This is a genomic window from Nonomuraea sp. 3N208 (assembly GCF_052245935.1).
Taxonomy (GTDB): domain Bacteria; phylum Actinomycetota; class Actinomycetes; order Streptosporangiales; family Streptosporangiaceae; genus Nonomuraea.
Map to the genome: position 1 here is coordinate 225,470 of NZ_JBQQBR010000001.1, position 19,511 is coordinate 244,980.

General features: G+C 69.6%; 13 protein-coding genes. 9 read left to right on the forward strand and 4 right to left on the reverse strand.

Annotated features, from left to right (window positions below; genetic code table 11):
* Positions 1-14: 14 nt before the first annotated feature.
* The 4 genes from ACTWPT_RS01065 (at position 15) to ACTWPT_RS01080 (ending at position 3,583) form a co-directional block, all read left to right on the forward strand.
* On the forward strand, positions 15-911 hold the full coding sequence (locus tag ACTWPT_RS01065) for an ABC transporter ATP-binding protein (protein ID WP_443175294.1): 897 nt from the start codon (positions 15-17) through the stop codon (positions 909-911).
* Positions 908-2,017 carry an ABC transporter permease gene (locus ACTWPT_RS01070; protein ID WP_443175295.1) on the forward strand — a complete coding sequence of 370 codons (1,110 nt, stop codon included), beginning with the start codon at positions 908-910 and terminating at the stop codon, positions 2,015-2,017. The genes ACTWPT_RS01065 and ACTWPT_RS01070 overlap by 4 nt, the downstream gene beginning before the upstream one ends.
* Positions 2,018-3,184 (forward strand): sensor histidine kinase, encoded by a 1,167-nt coding sequence (locus tag ACTWPT_RS01075; RefSeq protein ID WP_443175296.1) that lies wholly within the window; start codon positions 2,018-2,020, stop codon positions 3,182-3,184.
* Positions 3,185-3,265: 81 nt separating this feature from the next.
* On the forward strand, positions 3,266-3,583 hold the full coding sequence (locus ACTWPT_RS01080) for an STAS domain-containing protein (RefSeq protein ID WP_443175297.1): 318 nt from the start codon (positions 3,266-3,268) through the stop codon (positions 3,581-3,583).
* 159 nt (positions 3,584-3,742) lie between these two features.
* Here ACTWPT_RS01080 and ACTWPT_RS01085 read toward each other — a convergent pair whose 3' ends face one another.
* The 4 genes from ACTWPT_RS01085 to nucS form a co-directional block, all read right to left on the reverse strand.
* A complete protein-coding gene (locus tag ACTWPT_RS01085) occupies positions 3,743-4,297 on the reverse strand; it encodes a TetR/AcrR family transcriptional regulator (protein WP_443175298.1) in 555 nt (184 codons plus the stop codon).
* Positions 4,298-4,442: 145 nt separating this feature from the next.
* Positions 4,443-5,915, reverse strand: coding sequence for an aldehyde dehydrogenase family protein (locus ACTWPT_RS01090; protein ID WP_443175299.1), 1,473 nt, complete (start codon positions 5,913-5,915; stop codon positions 4,443-4,445).
* A gap of 49 nt (positions 5,916-5,964) precedes the next feature.
* On the reverse strand, positions 5,965-6,537 hold the full coding sequence (locus ACTWPT_RS01095; protein ID WP_443175300.1) for a GNAT family N-acetyltransferase: 573 nt from the start codon (positions 6,535-6,537) through the stop codon (positions 5,965-5,967).
* A gap of 172 nt (positions 6,538-6,709) precedes the next feature.
* Positions 6,710-7,372, reverse strand: coding sequence for an endonuclease NucS (gene nucS, locus ACTWPT_RS01100; protein ID WP_443175301.1), 663 nt, complete (start codon positions 7,370-7,372; stop codon positions 6,710-6,712).
* A gap of 68 nt (positions 7,373-7,440) precedes the next feature.
* On the opposite strand from nucS, the gene ACTWPT_RS01105 reads away from it, so the two are divergent.
* The 5 genes from ACTWPT_RS01105 to ACTWPT_RS01125 all read left to right on the forward strand — a co-directional run bounded on the left by ACTWPT_RS01105 (position 7,441) and on the right by ACTWPT_RS01125 (position 19,310).
* Positions 7,441-7,731 (forward strand): ATP/GTP-binding protein, encoded by a 291-nt coding sequence (locus ACTWPT_RS01105; protein WP_443175302.1) that lies wholly within the window; start codon positions 7,441-7,443, stop codon positions 7,729-7,731.
* Positions 7,732-7,746: 15 nt separating this feature from the next.
* On the forward strand, positions 7,747-8,451 hold the full coding sequence (locus tag ACTWPT_RS01110) for an alpha/beta hydrolase (protein WP_443175303.1): 705 nt from the start codon (positions 7,747-7,749) through the stop codon (positions 8,449-8,451).
* 171 nt (positions 8,452-8,622) lie between these two features.
* Positions 8,623-11,874 carry a LamG-like jellyroll fold domain-containing protein gene (locus ACTWPT_RS01115; protein WP_443175304.1) on the forward strand — a complete coding sequence of 1,084 codons (3,252 nt, stop codon included), beginning with the start codon at positions 8,623-8,625 and terminating at the stop codon, positions 11,872-11,874.
* A gap of 88 nt (positions 11,875-11,962) precedes the next feature.
* Positions 11,963-18,220 carry an RHS repeat-associated core domain-containing protein gene (locus ACTWPT_RS01120; protein WP_443175305.1) on the forward strand — a complete coding sequence of 2,086 codons (6,258 nt, stop codon included), beginning with the start codon at positions 11,963-11,965 and terminating at the stop codon, positions 18,218-18,220.
* A 331-nt stretch (positions 18,221-18,551) separates the two neighbouring features.
* Positions 18,552-19,310, forward strand: coding sequence for an SDR family NAD(P)-dependent oxidoreductase (locus tag ACTWPT_RS01125; protein WP_443175306.1), 759 nt, complete (start codon positions 18,552-18,554; stop codon positions 19,308-19,310).
* The last annotated feature ends 201 nt before the right edge of the window (positions 19,311-19,511 follow it).

The following is a 19,511-nucleotide window of genomic DNA, read 5'->3' on the forward strand; positions in this document are numbered from 1 at the left end:
AAGGAGAGGACCTGATGCTCGAGATCAGCGAGCTGCGCAAGCGCTTCGCGGGCGGCCCCGACGCCCCAGGCGGCAAGGTCGCCCTTGACGGGATCAGCTTCACCGTGCGGCCGGGGGAGATGTTCGGGTTCGTCGGCGCGAACGGCGCCGGCAAGACGACGACGATGCGCATCGTCATGGGCGTGCTGCAGGCCGACTCCGGCACGGTGAGCTGGCAGGGCAAGCCGCTCGGCTACGACGGGCGGCGCCGCTTCGGCTACATGCCGGAGGAGCGCGGCCTGTACCAGAAGATGCGGGTCGCCGAGCAGATCGAGTACTTCGGCCGCCTGCACGGGCTGAGCGCGGCGGCCGCCAAGAAGGCCACTGAGGACCTGCTGGAGCGGCTCGGGGTGGCCGAGCGCAGGAACGACGCGGTGCAGGCGCTCTCGCTGGGCAACCAGCAGCGCGTGCAGCTGGCTGTGGCGCTGGTGCACGACCCCGAGGTGCTGGTGCTGGACGAGCCGTTCTCCGGGCTCGACCCGATCGCGGTGGACGCGCTGGCCACGGCGCTGCAGGAGCGGTGCAGAGGCGGGGTGCCGGTGATCTTCTCCAGCCACCAACTGGAGCTGGTCGAGCGGTTGTGCGACTCGGTCGGCATCGTCTCGGCGGGCCGAATGGTGGCCACGGGCACGGTGGCCGATCTGCGGGCGGACGAGAGCAGCACGCTGCGGGTCGTCGTCCGCGATCCCGCCCCCGGCTGGGCGGACGGCCTGCCCGGCACGGTCTCCGTGAGCGGCGATCGGCACGTCCTGCGTACGACGGACGGCGACGACCAGGAGATCCTGCGCCGCGCGATGAAGGCGGGACACGTGGAGCACTTCGGGGTCGAGCAGCCGACCCTCACCGAGATCTTCAAGGAGGCCGTGGCGTGAACGGGCTCATGCTGGTCGCCCGCAGGGAGATCGTGACACAGATCCGCACAAAGGCGTTCGTCATCGGCCTGATCATCACGGCCCTGCTCGTGGCGGCGATCTCCTTCGCGCCGAAGGTGCTGGGCGACTCCGACTCCTACACTCTGGGCACCGTCAACTCCCAGCAGCTGCCGCTGCGGGCGGCCGCGCCCGAGGCGGAGTTCGAGTGGCGCTCCTTCCCTGACGAGGCGGCGGCCACGCAGGCCGTACTCGAAGGGGATGTGGACGCGGTGCTGGTCAACGGCACGAAGGTGCTCACGGACGGTGAGATCGACGCCCAGCTCGGCGTGCTCATGCAGAGCGTCAACCGGGAGGTGCGGCTCGGCGCCGTGGGCGTGTCGATCCCGCCGCTGCAGATGGAGTCCGTGGGCGCGGACACCCGCTACGAGTCCGCGCGCACCGGGATCGCCGTGGTGCTCGTCATCGTGCTCTTCATGATGCTCTTCGGTCAGGTCATGATGGTCGCCATGGGCGTGGTGGAAGAGAAGGGCAGCAGGATCGTGGAGATCCTGCTCTCCACGCTGCGGCCGTGGCAGCTGCTCGGCGGCAAGATCATCGGGCTGGGCGCGGTCGGCCTGATCAACCTCGTCACCATTCTCACCGTCGGCCTCGGCGCGGCCGTGTTCTCTGGAGTCGCCGCCGACTTCCCGCCCGGCATCGCGGGGCTGGTGGCCGGGGTGATCGTCTGGTTCGTGCTCGGGTATGCCTTCTTCGCCACGTTGTCGGCGGCCTTGGCCTCGCTGGTCTCGCGCCAGGAGGAGGTGAACACCGTGATGACGCCGCTGACCATGCTCATCATGGCCACCTACTTCGTCGCCTTCTACGCCACCAGCGATCCCACGGGCACGCTCGCCACTGTCGTGTCGTACGTGCCGCCGTTCTCGTCGATGATCATGCCGGTGCGGATGGCCGCGACCGAGGTGCCGCTGTGGCAGGCGGGCCTGTCCATGGCGGCGATGGTGCTGGCCGTGCTCGCCGTGCTGGCCTTCGGCGCCAAGGTGTACCAGCGGGCCGTGCTGCGGACGGGCGCCCGGCTGAAGCTCGGCGACGTGCTGCGCGCCCGATAGATGGACGAGCTCGCGCGGGCACGGCGCCTCACCTGGGTGACGCTGATTCTCGGCCTGGCCGTCATGTGGTTCCTCATCGCGATCGGGGTCCTCGCGGGCGTCGGCGAAGGGAAGCTCCCGTGGTGGCGCCTCGTGCCCGCGTTGCTGGCCACAGTGGGCTTCACATGGCTCGGCCGGCATGTCATCGACGCCGTGCTGGACCGCCGCTACCCCACCGAGCAGGTGGTGGGGGCGGCGGTCCTCGCGTTGATCGCGGCTGGCGTGGGAGGGGCGGATCCGTTCGGCTTCGGGTTCGTGCCCATGTGCTGGCTGTATCTCGCGACGCTCGGCGTCTCCAGGCGTACGGTCATCCTTCAGTCGCTCGGGACGCTCGTGGCATGCGTCGCGCTGGGCATGCTCGGCGTGGCGACGGGGGCGAGCGTCATGGCCATCGACGTGCCTCCTGCCGGGACACTGGTCTACTTCGTCGTGCTGTACGGGCTCTGGTCGGTGATACTGCCGCCGTCCGGCCGGATATGGGTGTGGATCTGGAGGTTGGCCGTGCAGGCCCATGAGGGTCGCGAGGCGCACACGCGGCTGGCGCTGGCCGAGGAGCGGCTGCGCTTCGCCAGGGACCTGCACGACCTCGTGGGGCACCAGCTGTCGGCCATCGCGGTCAAGACCGAGCTGGCCGTGCGCCTGTCCGACGCCGACCCGGCGGCGGCCAAGGCCGAGATGGCCGAGATCAACACGCTGACCAGGACGGCCCTGCGCGAGCTGCGCCAGGCCGTACGCGGCTACCGCGAGCTCGACCTGGCCGCCGAGCTGAACAGCGTGAAGGGCGTGCTCGAAGCGGCCGGTGTGCGGTGCGAGGTGCACCTGCCCTACCGCGATCTGCCCGACGGGGTGGCCCCCGTCTTCGCCTACGTGGTGCGCGAGGCGGTCACGAACGTGCTCAAGCACAGCACCGCGACGTTCTGCGACATCACCATCCGCTTCACCGAGCAGGACGCGGAGCTGCGGGTACGCAACGATGGGGTGGCCCGGTGGCAGGCCGATGACCTGGGGACCGGCCTGACGGGCATGGGGGAGCGGGTGGCCGCCGTGGGCGGCAAGCTGGTCGCCCATCCGGCGGGCGACGGAGAGTTCCTGCTCACGGCAGTCGTGTCATTGCCGCTACGTGGGTAGAGGGGTCATGCAGGGGTTTCACCTCGGCGGGTGCTTCACGTGGGGGTGTGATTACGCTGTGTGCGTGAATGAGGAGGTGGCATGCGCGTCCGGGGCAATCCGAGAGCTCAAGTGGTGCGGATCGGGACCAGGCTCGACGCCGGCACGTCGGCGGGGGTGCGGGAGCGGTTGCACAAGGCCCTCGATTCCGGTGACGGCGACCTGATCCTGGATCTCTCCAACCTGGAGATGATCGACGCGACCGGTCTCGGGGTGCTTGTGGGGGCGCATCGGCGCGCGCTGAGCGTGCAACGCCGCCTTGTTCTTCGGGGGGTGCCACCGCGGATCATGCGGATCTTGGCGGTGACCCGGCTGAATCGGGTGCTGCATGTGGAGGTTCCGGCGGCCGCGGTGGCCTGAGGTGACATATCGGAGCGGGCGACGATCAGCCGTTGCCCGCTCTTTCCCACTTAGACAAAATGTAGATTACGGATGGTGCGCATCTGTGTGCTATGACACTGAAAACAGCGTCGAATGCGGATTTATCCGCTGTGTGTATGACACATAACTCCTGGCGCATCAACCGTCCGTGTCGGGGGTGCTGAGGCTCCGGATGAAGATGTGCACGGCCGTGTCCACGAGTTCGTCGATGGGTGGCTGGTCGTCGGTGAGCAGCCATTCGATGAGCAACTCTTGTAACGCGCCAACCACGCCGAGTGCCACGAGCCGCCGATTCAGCGGCGCGGCCGGTGGGAAATCGGCCGAGGCCTCCTGAACGAGCCGGGCGAAGGCGTCTATGGCTCGCTGGCGGGACGTCGTCAGGATGTCTCCTGACCTGCGTACCTCCACGTGCATGATGCGGGCCCGGCGCCAGTCGGCTGCGATGAACTCGATATAGGCGCGAATCCCCGCCGTGACTCTTCCGCCGAGCGTGTCCGGCGCTTCCTGCACCGCTTTGGCCACGGCGGCCAGGCTTTCCTCCACGCACCGCTCGTGGACCGCCTGAAGCAACTCCTCCTGACTGCCGAAACATTCGTAGAAGGCGCGGTTGGAGATCCGCGCCTCCGCGCACAGTCTTTCGATGGTCGTCGCCGTGAAACCCGGCTTCGCGTATAGCGTGTACGCGGCCGTCATCAGCCGCTCCCGTCTGTCCGCCAGCCTTTGCTCAGCCGACATTCCCCGGTAAGACCGGTTCACAATCCACCCGTCCAACATGATCGTGGCCCCCAGAGCACACAATTATGGACGGATCGATCCGTTTTGGGAAAGAGTAAGAAGATTATCTTTTACGTCGGCCGTGCAAGAACGTGACAAGCCTGATCAGTCGGTCAAGCTCGGCGGGCCCTCGCGTGAACGACGTCAGGTTCATCCCGGGCATCGCGAACCGCTGCCGGGAGATCGCTTTGGGCCTGGCGAACTCACGCAGACCGTCGGCTCCGTGAATCCGCCCGAACCCCGAATCGCCCACGCCGCCGAAGGGCAGCGCAGGGACGCCGGCGAAGGAGATCACCGAGTTGATGGCCGTCATCCCGCTACGCATCATGCGGGCCAGCTCCATGGCCCGGCGCACGTTCTTCGAGAAGACCGTCCCACCCAGCCCGTACGCGGATGCGTTGGCCAGCTGCAGCGCCTCCTGGGCGTCGCGGGTGCGGCGGACGGTGATCGTCGGCCCGAACGTCTCCTCGCGTACCGCAGGGGAGTCCTCAGGCACGTCCTCGACGATCACCGGGTCCACGTATGGCGCGCGCACGGAGGCCGGGCCGCCCGCCACGACCTTTCCCGACTTTGCGGCGTCGTCGATGTGCCGCTTGATGATGTCCACCTGGCCCGGCATCGTGATCGGCCCATAGTCCTCGCCGGCCCGCACCTTCGCCACGCGGTCGGACAACTCGCGCATGAAACTTTCATAGACCGCGTCCACCACGTAGACCCGTTCGACGCCCACGCAGGTCTGCCCGGCGTTGGACATCGCGCCCCACAGGCAGGCGTCCGCGGCCCTTGCCACGTCGGCGTCGGCGTCCACGATGAAGGCGTCCTTGCCGCCGCACTCGGCCACGATCGGGGTGAGGTTCTCGGCGCAGGCCGCCATGACCCGTTTGGCCGTGGTGGTCGAGCCGGTGAACGCCACTTTCCGCACCCGCGGATCGCCCGCCAGCGCCGCGCCGGTCTCGCCCAGCCCGGTGACGGCCTGGAACACCGGGTGCTCGGGCACCGATTCCGCGAACAACTCCGCCAGCCGCACGCCCACGCCTGGGGTCAGCTCGCTCGGCTTGAACACCACTGCGTTGCCGGCCGCGAGCGCATAGGCGATGGAGCCCATGGGGGTGAAGACCGGGTAGTTCCACGGGCCGATCACGGCGACGACGCCCAGCGGCAGGTATTCGAGCGTGGCGGCCAGGTTGAGCCCGATCATCCCAGTGGCGACCCTTCGGCGGCCGAGCACCTTCCGCGCGTTGCGGGCCGCCCAGTCGATATGGGTGATCGCCAGCACGATCTCCAGCGTCGCGTCGCCCACCGGCTTTCCGGTCTCCTCGTGGACCAGCGTGACGAGCTCTCTCAGGTGCTGGGTGACGACGGCCTTGTAGTCGAGCAGGCGGCGCCGGCGCTCGTCATGGCCCAGCCCGGCCCACCACGCGGCCGCCTCATCGGCCCGGCCGACGGCCTCGTGGACGGCGTCAGGCCCCTGGTTGGGGTGGCTGCCGACGATCGCGCCGGTCGCCGGGTTGAGTGAGTCGAACGTGAGCGTGCTCATGGCGTCACGATAGACCGGTAAGGTAATGCTTACTAGATGCGGGGCCTGGTCAGGATGCCCGCCGCCACATGGTCCAGATCGGCGGGCCGTCGGGCAGCTCGAATCGCGACGTGACCGAGAAGCCGTGCTTTTCATAGAACGGCACATTGGACTCTTTGCTGCTCTCCAAATACGCCGGCATCTCCTCGGCGTCGCACCTGGCCAGACCGGCCCGCAGCAGCGCGCCGCCCACGCCCGCGCCCTGCCGTTCCGGCACCGTGCCCAGTTGGGCCAGATACCAGAACGGCTGCTCGGGCCGTCGCTTGCCGAGCTCCTCGTCCAGCACCATCCCGTACGAGATCCGATCCCCCATGGCCGCCATGAAGCCTGCGATCGCGCTCTCTGGATAGTCGGGCTGGTGCCGTGGCGGGTCCCACAGCGCGACCCCCGCGATCGAGCCGTCCTCGTCCACGGCCACCTGCGTGATCTCATGTGTGTACCGGGCGAGCGTGGTGAACATCAGTGCCGCGTCCTTGCCTTCGCCCAGCAGCCAGTTGATCACTGGATCATCACGAAACGCTCTTGCCAGCGCCTCTCCAACGACCTCGGCCTCACGCTCCATTTCGGCAGTCCGAATCTCCATGCCCCACCTCCTCTCTTCAGGATCCACGGAGCGCGGCAGGCGCAGAAGACCGGGTAACCGGCCAAGACGGGCTCGCGTAACGGCGGGCCACCGCTGAAGGGTCAGAGGCCGTTTCCTGGAGGGTCGCCAGCCGAAGTGCGGCGGGTGGCGGACCACGGCACCGCGTAAAAGATCAAAAGAGGGTTGGATTTTCGGGTTCGATGCCACGGAGGGTGTCGTAGTCGAGCGTGACGCAGTCGATGCCGCGATCGACAGCGAGCACCTTCGCCTGGGGTTTGATCTCTTGGGCGGCGAAGATGCCGCGGACGGGGGAGAGCAGCGGGTCCCGGTTGAGGAGCTCGAGATAGCGGGTGAGCTGCTCCACGCCGTCGATCTCTCCCCGTCGCTTGATCTCCACCGCCACGGTCGCGCCCAGCGCGTCGCGGCAGAGGATGTCCACCGGCCCGATCGCCGTCATGTACTCCCGCCGGATCAGCGAATATCCCTCGCCCAGGGTCGTGATGTGCTCGGCGAGCAGCTCCTGCAGGTGGGCCTCCACGCCGTCCTTGATCAGCCCCGGGTCGACGCCCAGCTCGTGGCTGGAGTCGTGGAGGATCTCGGCCATGGTCAGGACCAGCTTTTCGCCGGTCTTGCCGTGGGTGACCGTCCAGGTTTCGCCGTCCTCCTTGAGCTTGCACGGCGGGTTCATCCAGTTGAGCGGCTTGAAGGCGCGGTCGTCGGCGTGAATGCTCACGCTGCCGTCCGCCTTGATCAGAACGAGCCTTGGCGCCATCGGCAGGTGCGCCGTGAGCCGTCCTACGTAATCCACGCTGCATCGCGCGATGACCAGCCGCATGACGACCCACCTTAGCGGCTCTGGAAAACTGGACGCATGGCGTTCCAACGGTCCGCGTACGGCGCGGGATGAGTCCTCGACGTGCCCGCCGCAGGGAGTCCTCCCGCCCTTTCGGCTTCCCGACCGGCCTGGACAAGGTGGAGGAATGGCCGGATGGCGAATGGAAGGTCCGCATGCTCAACGGCGCCTCCTCGGCCAAGGACTACCGCTGCCCCGGCTGTGACCAGGAGATCCGCCGTGGCCAGCCGCACCTCGTGGCCTGGCCCAACTGGGCGGGAGGCGACGAGGAGCGCCGCCACTGGCACCCGGCCTGCTGGCGCAAGAGACTCGACCGCGGCCCCGGCCGCAGTCGCTATTGAAGGGACCCCCAAGAGGTGGAGATTCGCGCGGCGACCGTGTTGCCGGCTCGGCGCGAGCCGATCGAGCTGCACACGGGTGACGGCCTGACCCTGGTCGGCGAGCTGGCCGTGCCGCAGGACCGGCCGCCCGTGGCGACGCTGGTGACCCTGCATCCGCTGCCCACTCACGGCGGCTTCATGGACAGCCACGTCTACAAGAAGGCCGCCAACCGCCTGCCGGCGCTCGCCGACCTGGCCGTGTTGCGTTTCAACACCCGGGGCACGTCGTCGGAGCGCGGCACCTCGGAGGGCACGTTCGACGGCGGTGAAGGGGAGCGGTTCGACGTCGCGGCGGCGCTGGAGTACGCCGAATACCACGATCTGCCGCACGTCTGGGTGGTCGGCTGGTCGTTCGGGACCGAGCTGACGCTCAAGTGGGCCCACGACCCACTGGTCGAGGGGGCGATCCTGCTCTCGCCGCCGCTGCACAGGGCCACCGACGACGATCTGGACGCGTGGGCGCGGTTCGGGCGGCCGCTGACGGCGCTGGTGCCTGAGTTCGACGACTATCTGCGGCCTGAGGAGGCCCGCAGGCGGTTCGCGCGGGTGCCGCAGTCCGAGGTCGTCGGGGTGGACGGGGCCAAGCACCTGTGGGTGGGGGAGCCGTACGTGCGTATCGCGCTGAACGAGATCGTCAAGCGCGTCAATCCGGCGGCGTGGCCGCTCCCGACGGAGGTATGACGGATATTTCCATCTAAGTTTGGGTGTTGAAGGATTCTTTGAGCAGAATGCTCAAAAGTCTGGACCGCCGCCGTGACCAGGGTGAGAATCCGATCGTCAACCGAAGATCGTGGAGACGCCGGGCGGTCCTCCGTCCCGCGCGTAACCCCAGCTCACCATGGGCGAGGACAGATGCGGGTTGTGCGTGTTCTGAGTGCGGCGGCGTTGGCGTTCCCGATCGTGATGATTCCCTTAGGCCCGGCCGCCGCCGCGGACCCGCCACCGGCCACTGTGGTCTCTCCGGAACGGGACGCGGCGGCCCTGGCCCGGCGGGACAACCGGCCCGTCGAGGTGGCGGCGCTGACGAATGAGACCCGCCAGGTCTTCGTCAAGCCCGACGGCACCTACACCTTGGAGCAGCACGTCCGCCCGGTACGCGTCCGCAAGGACGGCCGCTGGGCCCCGGTCGACACCACGCTCCGCCTGCGCCAGGACGGGGCGGTGGAGCCGGTCGCCGCGGCGGTCGGGCTGACCTTCTCCGGCGGCGGCGACACCCGGCTCGCCCGCCTGTCGCGCGGCGCCAAGTCCCTGGAGCTGGGCTGGACGGGCACGCTGCCCGTGCCGTCGCTCAACGGTGACACCGCCACCTACCCCGAGGTGATGCCGGGCGTGGATCTCCAGGTCACCGCGGACGTGGACGGCTTCTCCCACGTCCTGGTGGTCAAGTCGCGGGCCGCCGCGGCGAACCTGACCGAGCTGACGTTCCCGCTGTCCTCCCACGGCCTGTCGGTGAAGTCGGACAAGGCTGGCAATCTCGAGGCGGTGGACGCGAAGGGCGGCACGATCTTCGTCGCGCCGACCCCCAAGATGTGGGACTCCGAGGGAATCACGAGCCCGCAGGCGCTCAAGGAAGGCCGCTCACCGGAGGCTCGCGAGGCCGCGATGGGCGTGGAGGTCTCGGGCAGGCAGCTGAGGCTCAAGCCGGACCGGGCGATGCTGGCGGACCCGAAGACCAAGTTCCCCGTCTATCTGGACCCGTACTTCTCGGCGGCGCGTGGCGCCTGGACGGCGGTCTGGAGCAACTGGCCCAATTCCAACTACCTCAACTCCAGCGACGTCGCCAGGGTGGGCCACGTCGAGTCGCAGACGAACCGCTCGTTCTTCCAGATGAACACCGGCTCGACCATCCACGGCAAGCAGATCATCAAGGGGACGCTGCGCACGTACGAGACATGGTCGTACTCGTGCAGCGCTCGCAATGTCGAGGCGTGGGCCACCAACACGATCAGCAAGAGCACCACGTGGAACAACCAGCCGAAGTGGGTCACGAAGCTGTCCACGGTGAACGTGGCCAAGGGCTGGGGCTCGGCCTGCCTGCCCGGCGGCGTGGAGTTCGACGTGACCCCGCAGGTCGTCAACGCCGCCGCCAACAAGTGGCCCAACATCACCGTCGGCCTGCGGGCCACCAGCGAGACCGACGTCTACGCCTGGAAGAAGTTCAGGAACAACCCGAGCCTGGTCATCGAGTACAACTCGCTCCCGACCGCCCCCGTCGCCACCGACGTGTGGTCCGACCCGGGTGGCGCGTGCGGCTCGGGCGATACGCGGCCGGTCATCAGCACCGCCACGCCCAAGTTGTGGGCCAGGCTGAAGGACGCCGACAACTCGGTCAAGGGCCACTTCGAGTGGTGGTCGGCCGCAGGGGTGAAGCTGGGCGAGTACGTCACGGCCTTGGGATCGAGCGGCACCGCGTACTCCGCGACCGTCCCGCAGGGTGCGTACGCCGACGGCGCGCTGATCCGCTGGCGGGTCCGCGCGCAGGACGGCAGGGCCGACAGCGCGTGGAGCCCGTGGTGCGAGGCCACCGTGGACGCCACCGCGCCCGGCAAGGAGCCGCAGGTCACCTCGTCCCAGTACGCGGAGAACACCTGGAACGACGGCGTCGGCCTGGCGGGTGCGTTCACGTTCGCCCCCAACGGCGTCACCGACGTGGCCGCCTACGTCTACGGGCTCGACACCACGCCCGGCACGCAGGTCGCACCCGGTCCTGATGGCACGGCCACGATCCAGCTCACGCCCCGCCACGACGGCCCCAACGTCCTGTCGGTACGCAGCAAGGACCACGCGGGCCAGCTCGGCCCGATCCGCACGTACGTGTTCAACGTCAACGCCGGCACGGTCCCCAGCGGCCACTGGGCCCTGGACGAGGGCGAGGGCTCAGTGGCCGGCGACGCCGCGAACGCCAACCCCGCGACGCTGTACGGCGCCACGTGGACGACCGGCAAGACCGGCTCGGGACTCCGACTGGCCAATGCCTACGCCCAGACCGCCGGCCCCGTCGCCGACACCGCGCGCAATGTCACGGTGACCGCCTGGGCCCGCCTGACCGCCACCACCGGCACGGCCACCGTCGTCACCCAGGAAGGCGGCAGGACCGGGGCGTTCGCGCTGCAGTACTCCAAGCCCGACGACCGCTGGGCCTTGACCCGCACAGCCACGGACGCGGACGGCGCCGCGACCGTGCGCGCCCTGTCGGCGGCCGCGCCGCGGCTGAACGAGTGGACCCACCTCACCGGCGTCTACGACGCGGCGGCCGGCCAGATCTCGCTCTACGTCAACGGCCGCCTGGAGTCCACGGTCGCCTTCACCCAGCCGTGGAACGCCACGGGTCCGCTGACGATCGGCCGCGGCAAGGTCAATGGAGCGGCGGCCGAGTTCTGGCCGGGCGACGTCGACGACGTGCGGGTCTACGGCCGGGCCATGTTCGCCGACGAGGTCGCTGACCTGGTCAACAGTGCCGCCACGCTGGTCGGCCACTGGAAGCTGAATGAGGAGTCCGGCTACTCCGCCGCCGACTCCTCCGGCCGGGCCACGTCTGCCGCGCTGGTGGGCGGGGCCTCGTGGACGGCCGGCTGGCTGGACGGCGCGCTCGCGCTCGACGGCGTCAACGGCGCCGCCGAGGCGGCCAGGCCCGCAGTGTCCACCGGGACCGGTTTCACCGTCGCCCTGTGGACCCAGCTCGACTACCTGCCTTCCGGTGACGCCGCCGCGGTCGCCCAGACGGGCACGAGGGCGGCCGGCTTCCAGCTCGGCTACGACAAGGCGCAAGGGCGGTGGATGTTCGGGATGGCGGCCGACGACACCGACGCGGCGACCCTCGTGCGGACCCGCTCGGACGCCGTCCCGAACCCGCTGGAGTGGACCCACGTGGCCGGCGTGTACGACCCGCTGGCCGGCGAACTCCGCATCTACGTCAACGGCCGCCTGTCCACCACCACCGTGACCGGCCACGTCAGCAAATGGAGCGCAACCGGCCCGCTGCACTTGGGCCGCACCAAGTCCGCGGGCCTCCTCACCGGCTACTGGCCGGGCGCCGTCGACGACGTCCGCACGTACGACGGCGTGCTGAGCGCCGAGCAGATCGCCCAACTAGCAGCCCAGTAATGGAGCCCAGAAACAGCAGCCCGGTAATAGCAGCCCAGAAATAGCAGCCCAGTAATTCCCGACCAGCACCCCCGACTGGGAGAGGTTCATGGACCTGCCGAGTGAGTTAGAGCTGCCCGAATCCCGCTGGAACCGACCTCAACGACCCGACGAACCCGACCTTCCCGACCTCTCCTGGAACCGTTTCCAGGGAGCCAGGCCGGAATCCCCCTGGCCGCGCCGGCTGGCGGCCGTCTTCTCGATCGTCCTGGTGATCCCCCTGGCGTACGCCATGCCCGCCGCCGCGGAGTCCCGCCCGGCCCCGTCGACGCAGAAGGAGGCACCGGTCAAGGGCACGAAGGTGCCGGTCCTGCCCCCGATGGCCGATCCCGTGCAGAAACAGGCGTGGAAAGCGCCACCAGGCATCACTTGGCCCAAGCCGCAGAAGACAGAGCTGGGCGGCGCCGCCGCCACGACCCTGGCGACCGGCTTCCCCGTCCGGCTGGCCCCACAGAAGGGCGAGGCCAAAGCCGACCCGGTGAGTGTGGAACTGCTCGACACCGACCGGCTCGGCCTGGCGATGCGCGTCTCGCCTGGCCAGGGTGTCGCGGCGGCCAAGGCGGCGAAGAAGACCCGCCTGGAGATCGACTACTCCGGCTTCCGGTACGCCTACGGCGGCGACTACGGCGCCCGCCTCCGGATGGTCAAGCTGGCGGAGTGCGGGCTCACGGCCGCCACCGCCATCGCGGACTGCCCGCAGCCCGAGCCGGTGAAGAGCGAGAACAACCCCAAGGACGGCACGCTGACCGCCGAGGTCGAGACCGGCGCCGTCTACGCACTGACGGCCGCCGCCTCGGGTCCCTCCGGTGACCACTCGGCCACCTCGCTGGCCCCCTCGGCCGACTGGAGCGTCGGCACCCAGACCGGTGACTTCACCTGGGGCTACGACATGCGTACGCCACCCGCGCTGGGCGGCGATGAGCCGGAGATCTCCCTCGCCTACTCCTCCCAGAGCGTGGACGGCCGCACCGTCTCCACCAACAACCAGGCGTCCTGGGCCGGTGAGGGCTTCGAGCTCAACCCCAGCGGCTATGTCGAGCGCCGCTACAAGTCCTGCATGATCGACGGCAAGAAGACCGGCGACCTGTGCTGGGACCAGGACAACGCCACCCTGTCGCTCGGCAACTCGGCCGTCGAGCTGATCAAGGACGCCACGACCAAGCAGTGGCGGCCCAAGCGCGACGACGGCACCCGCGTCGAGTACCTCACCGGTGCCGTCAACGGCGACAACAACGGCGAGTACTGGCGCGTCACCACCGCCGACGGCACCCAGTACACCTTCGGCCTGAACCGCCTGCCCGGCTGGGTGAGCGGCAAGGCGGAGACCAAGTCGGTCCAGACGGTGCCCGTGTTCGGCAACAACAGCGGCGAGCCCTGCTACAACAGCACGCCGGCCAACGCCTGGTGTCAGCAGGCGTACCGGTGGAACCTGGACTACTCCGTGGACACCCACGGCAACGCCACCACGTACTGGTACGAGCGCGAGACCAACTACTACGGCCGCAATATGAAGCCGGAGCTGGGCACCCCGTACGCACGTGGCGGCTACCTCACCCGCATCGACTACGGCTACCTGCAGAACGAGCTGTTCACCAAGGCCCCGGCGGCCCGCGTGGTGTTCGAGGTGGCCGAGCGCTGCCTGCCCAGCGGCACGATCACCTGCGCCCCCGACCAGCTCAAGAAGGAGACCGCGAGCCACTGGCCGGACGTGCCGTTCGACCAGATCTGCAACGCCGGCGTGACGTGCACCGACCGCCTGGCGCCGACGTTCTTCACGCGCAAGCGGCTGACCAAGGTCACCACCCAGATCAACAACGGCTCCGGCCAGTACAATCCGGTGGACTCCTGGGCGCTGACCCACCAGTTCCCCGCGACGGGTGACGGCCTCAGCCCCTCGCTGTGGCTGGCCTCGGTCCAGCAGAGTGGCCACGTGGGCGGCACGATCACGCTGCCCAAGGTCACGTTCATCGGCGTCCAGCTGCCCAACAGGGTGGACGCCAACGAGGGCCGCGCCCCGCTGGTCAAGTGGCGCGTCCAGGCCGTCGACAACGAGTCCGGCGGCGAGCTGCGCGTGAACTACGCGCCCGCCGACTGCAAGCCCGGCGACGTGCCGACCGCGGACAAGAACAACCGGCTGTGCTTCCCGCAGCGCTGGTCGCCGCCGGCCGAGTCCGAGGTCACCGACTGGTTCCACAAGTACGTGGTCGCGCAGACCATCGAGGTCGACCGCGTCGCGGGCTCGCCCAACGTGGTCACCAGCTACGAGTACCTGGACGGCGCCGCCTGGCACTTCGCCGACAACATCCTCGTCAAGCCCGAGCACCGCACGTGGTCGGACTTCCGGGGCTTCGGCCGGGTACGGGTCCGCGAAGGCGACGGTCAGGACACCAAGCGCACGCTCACCGAGTTCCGCTACTTCCGCGGCATGCACGGGGACAAACTGGCCGACGGCTCCAAGCGCGTCGCGCAGGTGACCGATTCCGAGGGCGTCAACGTGGACGACCTCGACCATTACTCCGGGTTCGAGCGCGAAGAGATCGCCTACGACGGGGACGGCGGTGCCGTCCTGACCGCCACCGTCGAGCAGCCGTGGTCGCTGAAGACCGCCGAGTCCACGCAAGGGGGCGTGACCAAGGTCGCGCACATGGTCGAGCCGAAGTCCATGGTGACCCGGACCGCGCTGGCCGGCGGCACGTGGCGGCGTACCGGTGAGGAGCGCTCGTACGATGCCAAGGGCCTGCTCACCCAGGTCGAGGAGAAGGGCGACCTGGCCACGCCCGGCGATGACCAGTGCATCCGCTACACCTACGCGCGCAACGACGCGAGCTGGATGCTCGACTACACCAGCCGCATCCAGAAGGTGGCCGCGAGCTGCGGCACCGCCGTGTCCACGCTGGCCGCCGGTGAGGTGATCTCCGATGAGAAGGTCGGGTACGACGGCCAGGCGTTCGGCCAGGCCCCCAGCAAGGGCGATGTGACCTCGGTCCAGCACCTCGTCTCCGGGGACGGCACGACGATCACCGACAGCACCCACACCTACGACGCCTACGGCCGCGAGACCAGCGAGACCGACGCGGTCGGCACCAAGTCCACCACCACCTACCTCCCCGCCACGGGCGCCCCGCCGACCGAGATCACGCAGACCAACCAGCTCGGCCACATCGAGCGCACCCTGGTCAACCCGGCTTGGGGCGAGCCCGTCGCCGAGGTCGACGCGAACAACCGCCGCATCGACATGGAGTACGACGCGCTCGGCCGCCTGATCAAGGTCTGGCAGCCGGACCGCAGCAAGGCCGCCCTCCAGTCGCCCAGCACCGAATACTCCTACGTGATGCGCACCGACGGCCCCAGCGTCGTCACCACCAAGACGATGAACGCGGACGGCACGTACTCCGCGAGCCACGAGCTCTACGACGGCCTGATGCGCGAGCGCCAGACCCAGGAGCCCGCGCCCAGGGACGACCAGACGCAGGATCCGGCGCTGCGCGACGGGCGCACGATCACCGACACCCTCTACAACTCGCTGGGCCAGCAGAGCAAGGCCAACACCGGCTACTTCGCCACCGGCACCCCGTCCACCGACCTGCTCGCGGTCGCCGACGCCGACGTGCCTACCCAGGTCGTGTCGGCCTTCGACGGTACCGGGGACGTCAACGCCCAGATCCTGAAGGCGAAGGGCGTGGAGAAGTACCGGGTCAGCACGGTGCAGGAAGGCGACCGGATCCACGTGACGCCGCCGCCCGGCGGCACCGCCACCACCCGCATCGGGGACGCCGACGACCGGCTCATCGAGCTGCGCCAGTACAAGGGCGCAACCCCGACGGGCGAGTACGAGTCCACCAAATACACCTACGACCACGCCGGACGGCTGTCCACGGTGACCGACCACGCCGGCAACGTGTGGCGCCACCACTACGACCTGCGTGGCAGGGAGATCAAGGTGGAGGACCCCGACAAGGGTGTCACCACCATGACCTACAACGACGCCGACGAGCTGGTCAGCACCACCGACGCCCGCGGCAGGACCCTGTGGTACGTCTACGACGAGCTGGGCCGCAAGAAGGAGCTGCGTGACGGCTCCGCGACCGGCTCGCTGCTGGCCGAGTGGAAGTACGACGGGCTGGCCAAGGGCCACATGAACGCCAGCATTCGCTATGTGGGCGGGCAGGCGTACAAGGCCGAGATCAACGCCATCGACTCCCACTACCGCACGCTGCGCCAGACGGTCACCATCCCCGAGCGGGAGGGCAAGCTGGCCGGCCCATACATCCTCAACACCCGCTACACGCTCGACGACCAGGTCCAGTCGGTCAGCTTCCCGGCCGGCGGCGGCCTGGCCGAGGAGTCGGTCGTCTACACGTACGACGAGCAGAGCCAGCCGACCAAGGTCGCCGGCCTGTCGTCGTACGTGACCGCGACCCGCTACTCCAAGCTCGGCGAGACCCTGCAGTACGAGCTGGGCACCGGCGGCAAAAAGACCTGGCTCACCTACACCCACGACGAGGCCACACGCAGGCTGACCAGCAAGCGGCTGGACAGGGAGGGCACCACTGCGACCGACCTCGACCTCGCCTACACCTACGACGCCGTCGGCAACATCACCAAGATCGCCGACAGGGCGAGCGGCCAGGACACGCAGTGCTTCACCTATGACCACCTGCGGCGCATGACCTCGGCCTGGACGGCCACCGACAACTGCGCGAGCGGCAGCCCGCAGCCGGGCACGATCGGCGGCGTGGCCCCGTACGCGGTCAGCTACGCCTACGACCCCACCGGTAACCGGATCAAGGAGACCAAGCACGCCTGGGGCGGCGCGGGCGAGAGCGTCCGCGACTACACCTATCCCGCGCCGGGTGGCAAGCAGCCGCACGCGCTGCAGAGCGTCGGTTCGGACGTGTTCGAGCACGACGCGGCAGGCAACACCACCAGGCGCAAGATCGGCACCTCGGACCAGGCCCTCATCTGGGACGCCGAGGGCAACCTGGAGTCGGTGACGGAGGCAGGCAAGACGACGTCGTTCATCTACAGCGCGGACGGCGACCGGCTGATCCGCAAGACGCCGGCCGATGCCACGCTCTACATCGACGACATGGAGCTGCGCTTCGACTTCGCGAAGGACGCCGTCGAGCAGACCCGCTACTACACCATCAACGGCGAGGCCATCGCGGTGCGCACGCCGGACAACCAGGTCTACTTCCTCGCCGGCGACCACCAGGGCACGGCCCAGGCGGCGGTGAACGCAGGGACCGGCGAGCTGGCCCTGCGGCGGCTGACCCCGTTCGGTGAGAACCGGGGCTCGCCACCGGCGTTCTGGCCGGGGCAGCGCGCGTTCGTCGGAGGCACGCAAGACCCGACGACCGGGCTCGTCCACCTGGGCGCCCGCGAGTACGACCCCAAGCACGGCCGATTCCTGTCGGTCGACCCCGTGATCGAGGAGTCGGAGCCGCAGCAGCTCAACGCCTACGCCTACGCCAACAACAGTCCCGTCACCATGACGGACCCTGACGGGCAGCTGTTCTGGTTCGCCGCCGCCATCGCGGCCAGGATCGCGGCTCAGATCATCGCCAGGAGGCTGGCGATGGCCGCCGCCAGGCGGGCGGCCATCGCGGCGGCACGGGCGGCGGCCAGACGAGCGGCGATCGCGGCGGCCCGTCGGCGCGCTGCCGCCGAGGCCAGGAGGCGCGCGGCGGAGGCGGCCAGGAAGCGGGCCGCGGAAGCGGCGCGGAAGCGTGCCGCCGCGGCGGCCAGGAAGCGCCTCCAAGCGGAGGCCAGGAGAAAGGCGGCAGAAAGGGCCAGGAAGGCGGCCACGGCCAGAGCCCAGCGGCGGGCTGCGGCGGCGGCGAGAAGAGAGGCGAAGAGGAAGGCCGCCGACGCGCGGGCGGCCAGGCGGGCCGCGCAGGCGGCCAGGGCGCGCAACAGACGGGCCGGCCGGATCCCCAGCGGGATCCAGCGGGCGCGGCAGCGTCCGGCGCAGCGGCCGACCAGCCACAGGGCCGCCCAGCGGCAGACCCCGCCAAGGGACAGCCGGCAGCCGATGCAGCCGCGGCCGGGGCAGGTCTACCGCAACGACGGCAGCATCCAGCCGACCCAGTCCTACACCGTCTACCGGGACGGCCGGATGTACCCCGACGGTCCGCCTCCGCGGCTCCGGCCCGGTGGCTCCGGCCAGGGTGAGAAGCAGATCTTCCGCCCAGAGAAGATCGAGCCGGAGAACACGCGGACGGGCACGATCGCCGAGACCGGCGCGCGTGTCACCCGGTGGATCGACCAGAGCGGTCTGGACGACTTCTTCGGCTTCTTCTTCTGAGCACGTGGCGGTGCGGGGGCGTGGGGCCCTCGCACCGCCGCTGCCTGTCCATACGCTGGCGGCTCCGCTCGTACCCGAGTCGGGCCTGCCCACGGGCCCGTCCGGGCCCCATATCGGGCCTGGCCCACGGGCCCGTCCGGGCCCCATATCGGGCCTGGCCATCCGGGCCCGTTCGGGCCCCATATCGGGCCTGGCCATCCGGGCCCGTTCGGGCCCCCATCGGGCCTGGCCATCCGGGCCCGTTCGGGCCCCCCATCGGGCCTGGCCATCCGGGCCCGTTCGGGCCCCCCATCGGGTTAGAATATTATTCGGTTCTAGCTGAGGAGGCGGCGTGGGCGCGTTCGATCTGAGTGGGAAGCAGGCCTTGGTCACCGGGGCGTCGAAGGGGATCGGGCGGGCCATCGCGGTCGCCTACGCCGAGGCGGGGGCCGACGTCGCGCTCGTGTCCCGGTCCGCCGAGAGCCTCGCCGAGGTCGGCAAGGAGATCGAGGCGCTGGGCCGGCGGGCCGTCGTCATCCCCGCCGACCTCACCGACCGTGACGCCGCCGCCGGCGCCGTGGCGGCCGCCGTCGGCGCGCTCGGCCACCTCGACATCCTTGTCAACAACGCCGGCGGCTCGAACTTCATGGTCGAGTTCAAGGACCTGCGGCTGTCCGGCTGGGACAAGCTCATGCGGCTCAACCTGGACTCCGCCATGGTCGTCTGCCACGCGGCCGCCCCGCACTTGCTGGAGCGGGGCGGCGCGTCGGTCATCAACGTGGCGTCGGTGGCCGCCCTCGGCGCGCCCTTCCTCGCTCCTTACGCCGCCGCCAAGGCCGGCTTGGTGGCGCTCACCAAGACGCTCGCCGTGGAGTGGGCGCAGGCCGGCGTACGGGTGAACGCCCTGTGCCCCGGCTGGACGGCCACGGAGCTCAACCGCAACCTGTGGGAGGACGAGGCGTCCAGCGCGGCCACGGTCGGCTCCGTGCCCATGCGGCGCTGGGGGACCGTGGAGGAGATGGCCCAGCCGGCGGTCTTCCTGGCCAGCGCGGCGTCGGCGTACATGACGGGCCAGGTCCTGTTCATCGATGGCGGCGCCACCGCCATCTGACCACCCACCCCAAGCCCGCCACACCCGCACCCGGCGCACGTGCCCGACGCCCGCACTGGGCGCACATGCCCGACGCCCGTCCCCGACACCCGCATTCGACGGCCGCATCCCACCGGCCGCACCCCACCCGCACCCGCACCCGTTCACGTGCCAGTGGAGCGCGTGCGGCCGGCGCCGTGACCGCTGTGGGCCGCCTCGGTG

What these genes read in the sequence shown, in the direction of transcription:
- ACTWPT_RS01065 (WP_443175294.1), top strand. Translation starts at nt 15, where the DNA reads ATGCTCGAGATCAGCGAGCTGCGCAAGCGCTTCGCGGGCGGCCCCGAC.
- ACTWPT_RS01075 (WP_443175296.1), top strand. Translation starts at nt 2,018, where the DNA reads ATGGACGAGCTCGCGCGGGCACGGCGCCTCACCTGGGTGACGCTGATT.
- ACTWPT_RS01080 (WP_443175297.1), top strand. Translation starts at nt 3,266, where the DNA reads ATGCGCGTCCGGGGCAATCCGAGAGCTCAAGTGGTGCGGATCGGGACC.
- ACTWPT_RS01085 (WP_443175298.1), bottom strand. Translation starts at nt 4,297, where the DNA reads ATGACGGCCGCGTACACGCTATACGCGAAGCCGGGTTTCACGGCGACG.
- ACTWPT_RS01090 (WP_443175299.1), bottom strand. Translation starts at nt 5,915, where the DNA reads ATGAGCACGCTCACGTTCGACTCACTCAACCCGGCGACCGGCGCGATC.
- ACTWPT_RS01095 (WP_443175300.1), bottom strand. Translation starts at nt 6,537, where the DNA reads ATGGAGATTCGGACTGCCGAAATGGAGCGTGAGGCCGAGGTCGTTGGA.
- nucS (WP_443175301.1), bottom strand. Translation starts at nt 7,372, where the DNA reads ATGCGGCTGGTCATCGCGCGATGCAGCGTGGATTACGTAGGACGGCTC.
- ACTWPT_RS01105 (WP_443175302.1), top strand. Translation starts at nt 7,441, where the DNA reads ATGAGTCCTCGACGTGCCCGCCGCAGGGAGTCCTCCCGCCCTTTCGGC.
- ACTWPT_RS01115 (WP_443175304.1), top strand. Translation starts at nt 8,623, where the DNA reads ATGCGGGTTGTGCGTGTTCTGAGTGCGGCGGCGTTGGCGTTCCCGATC.
- ACTWPT_RS01120 (WP_443175305.1), top strand. Translation starts at nt 11,963, where the DNA reads ATGGACCTGCCGAGTGAGTTAGAGCTGCCCGAATCCCGCTGGAACCGA.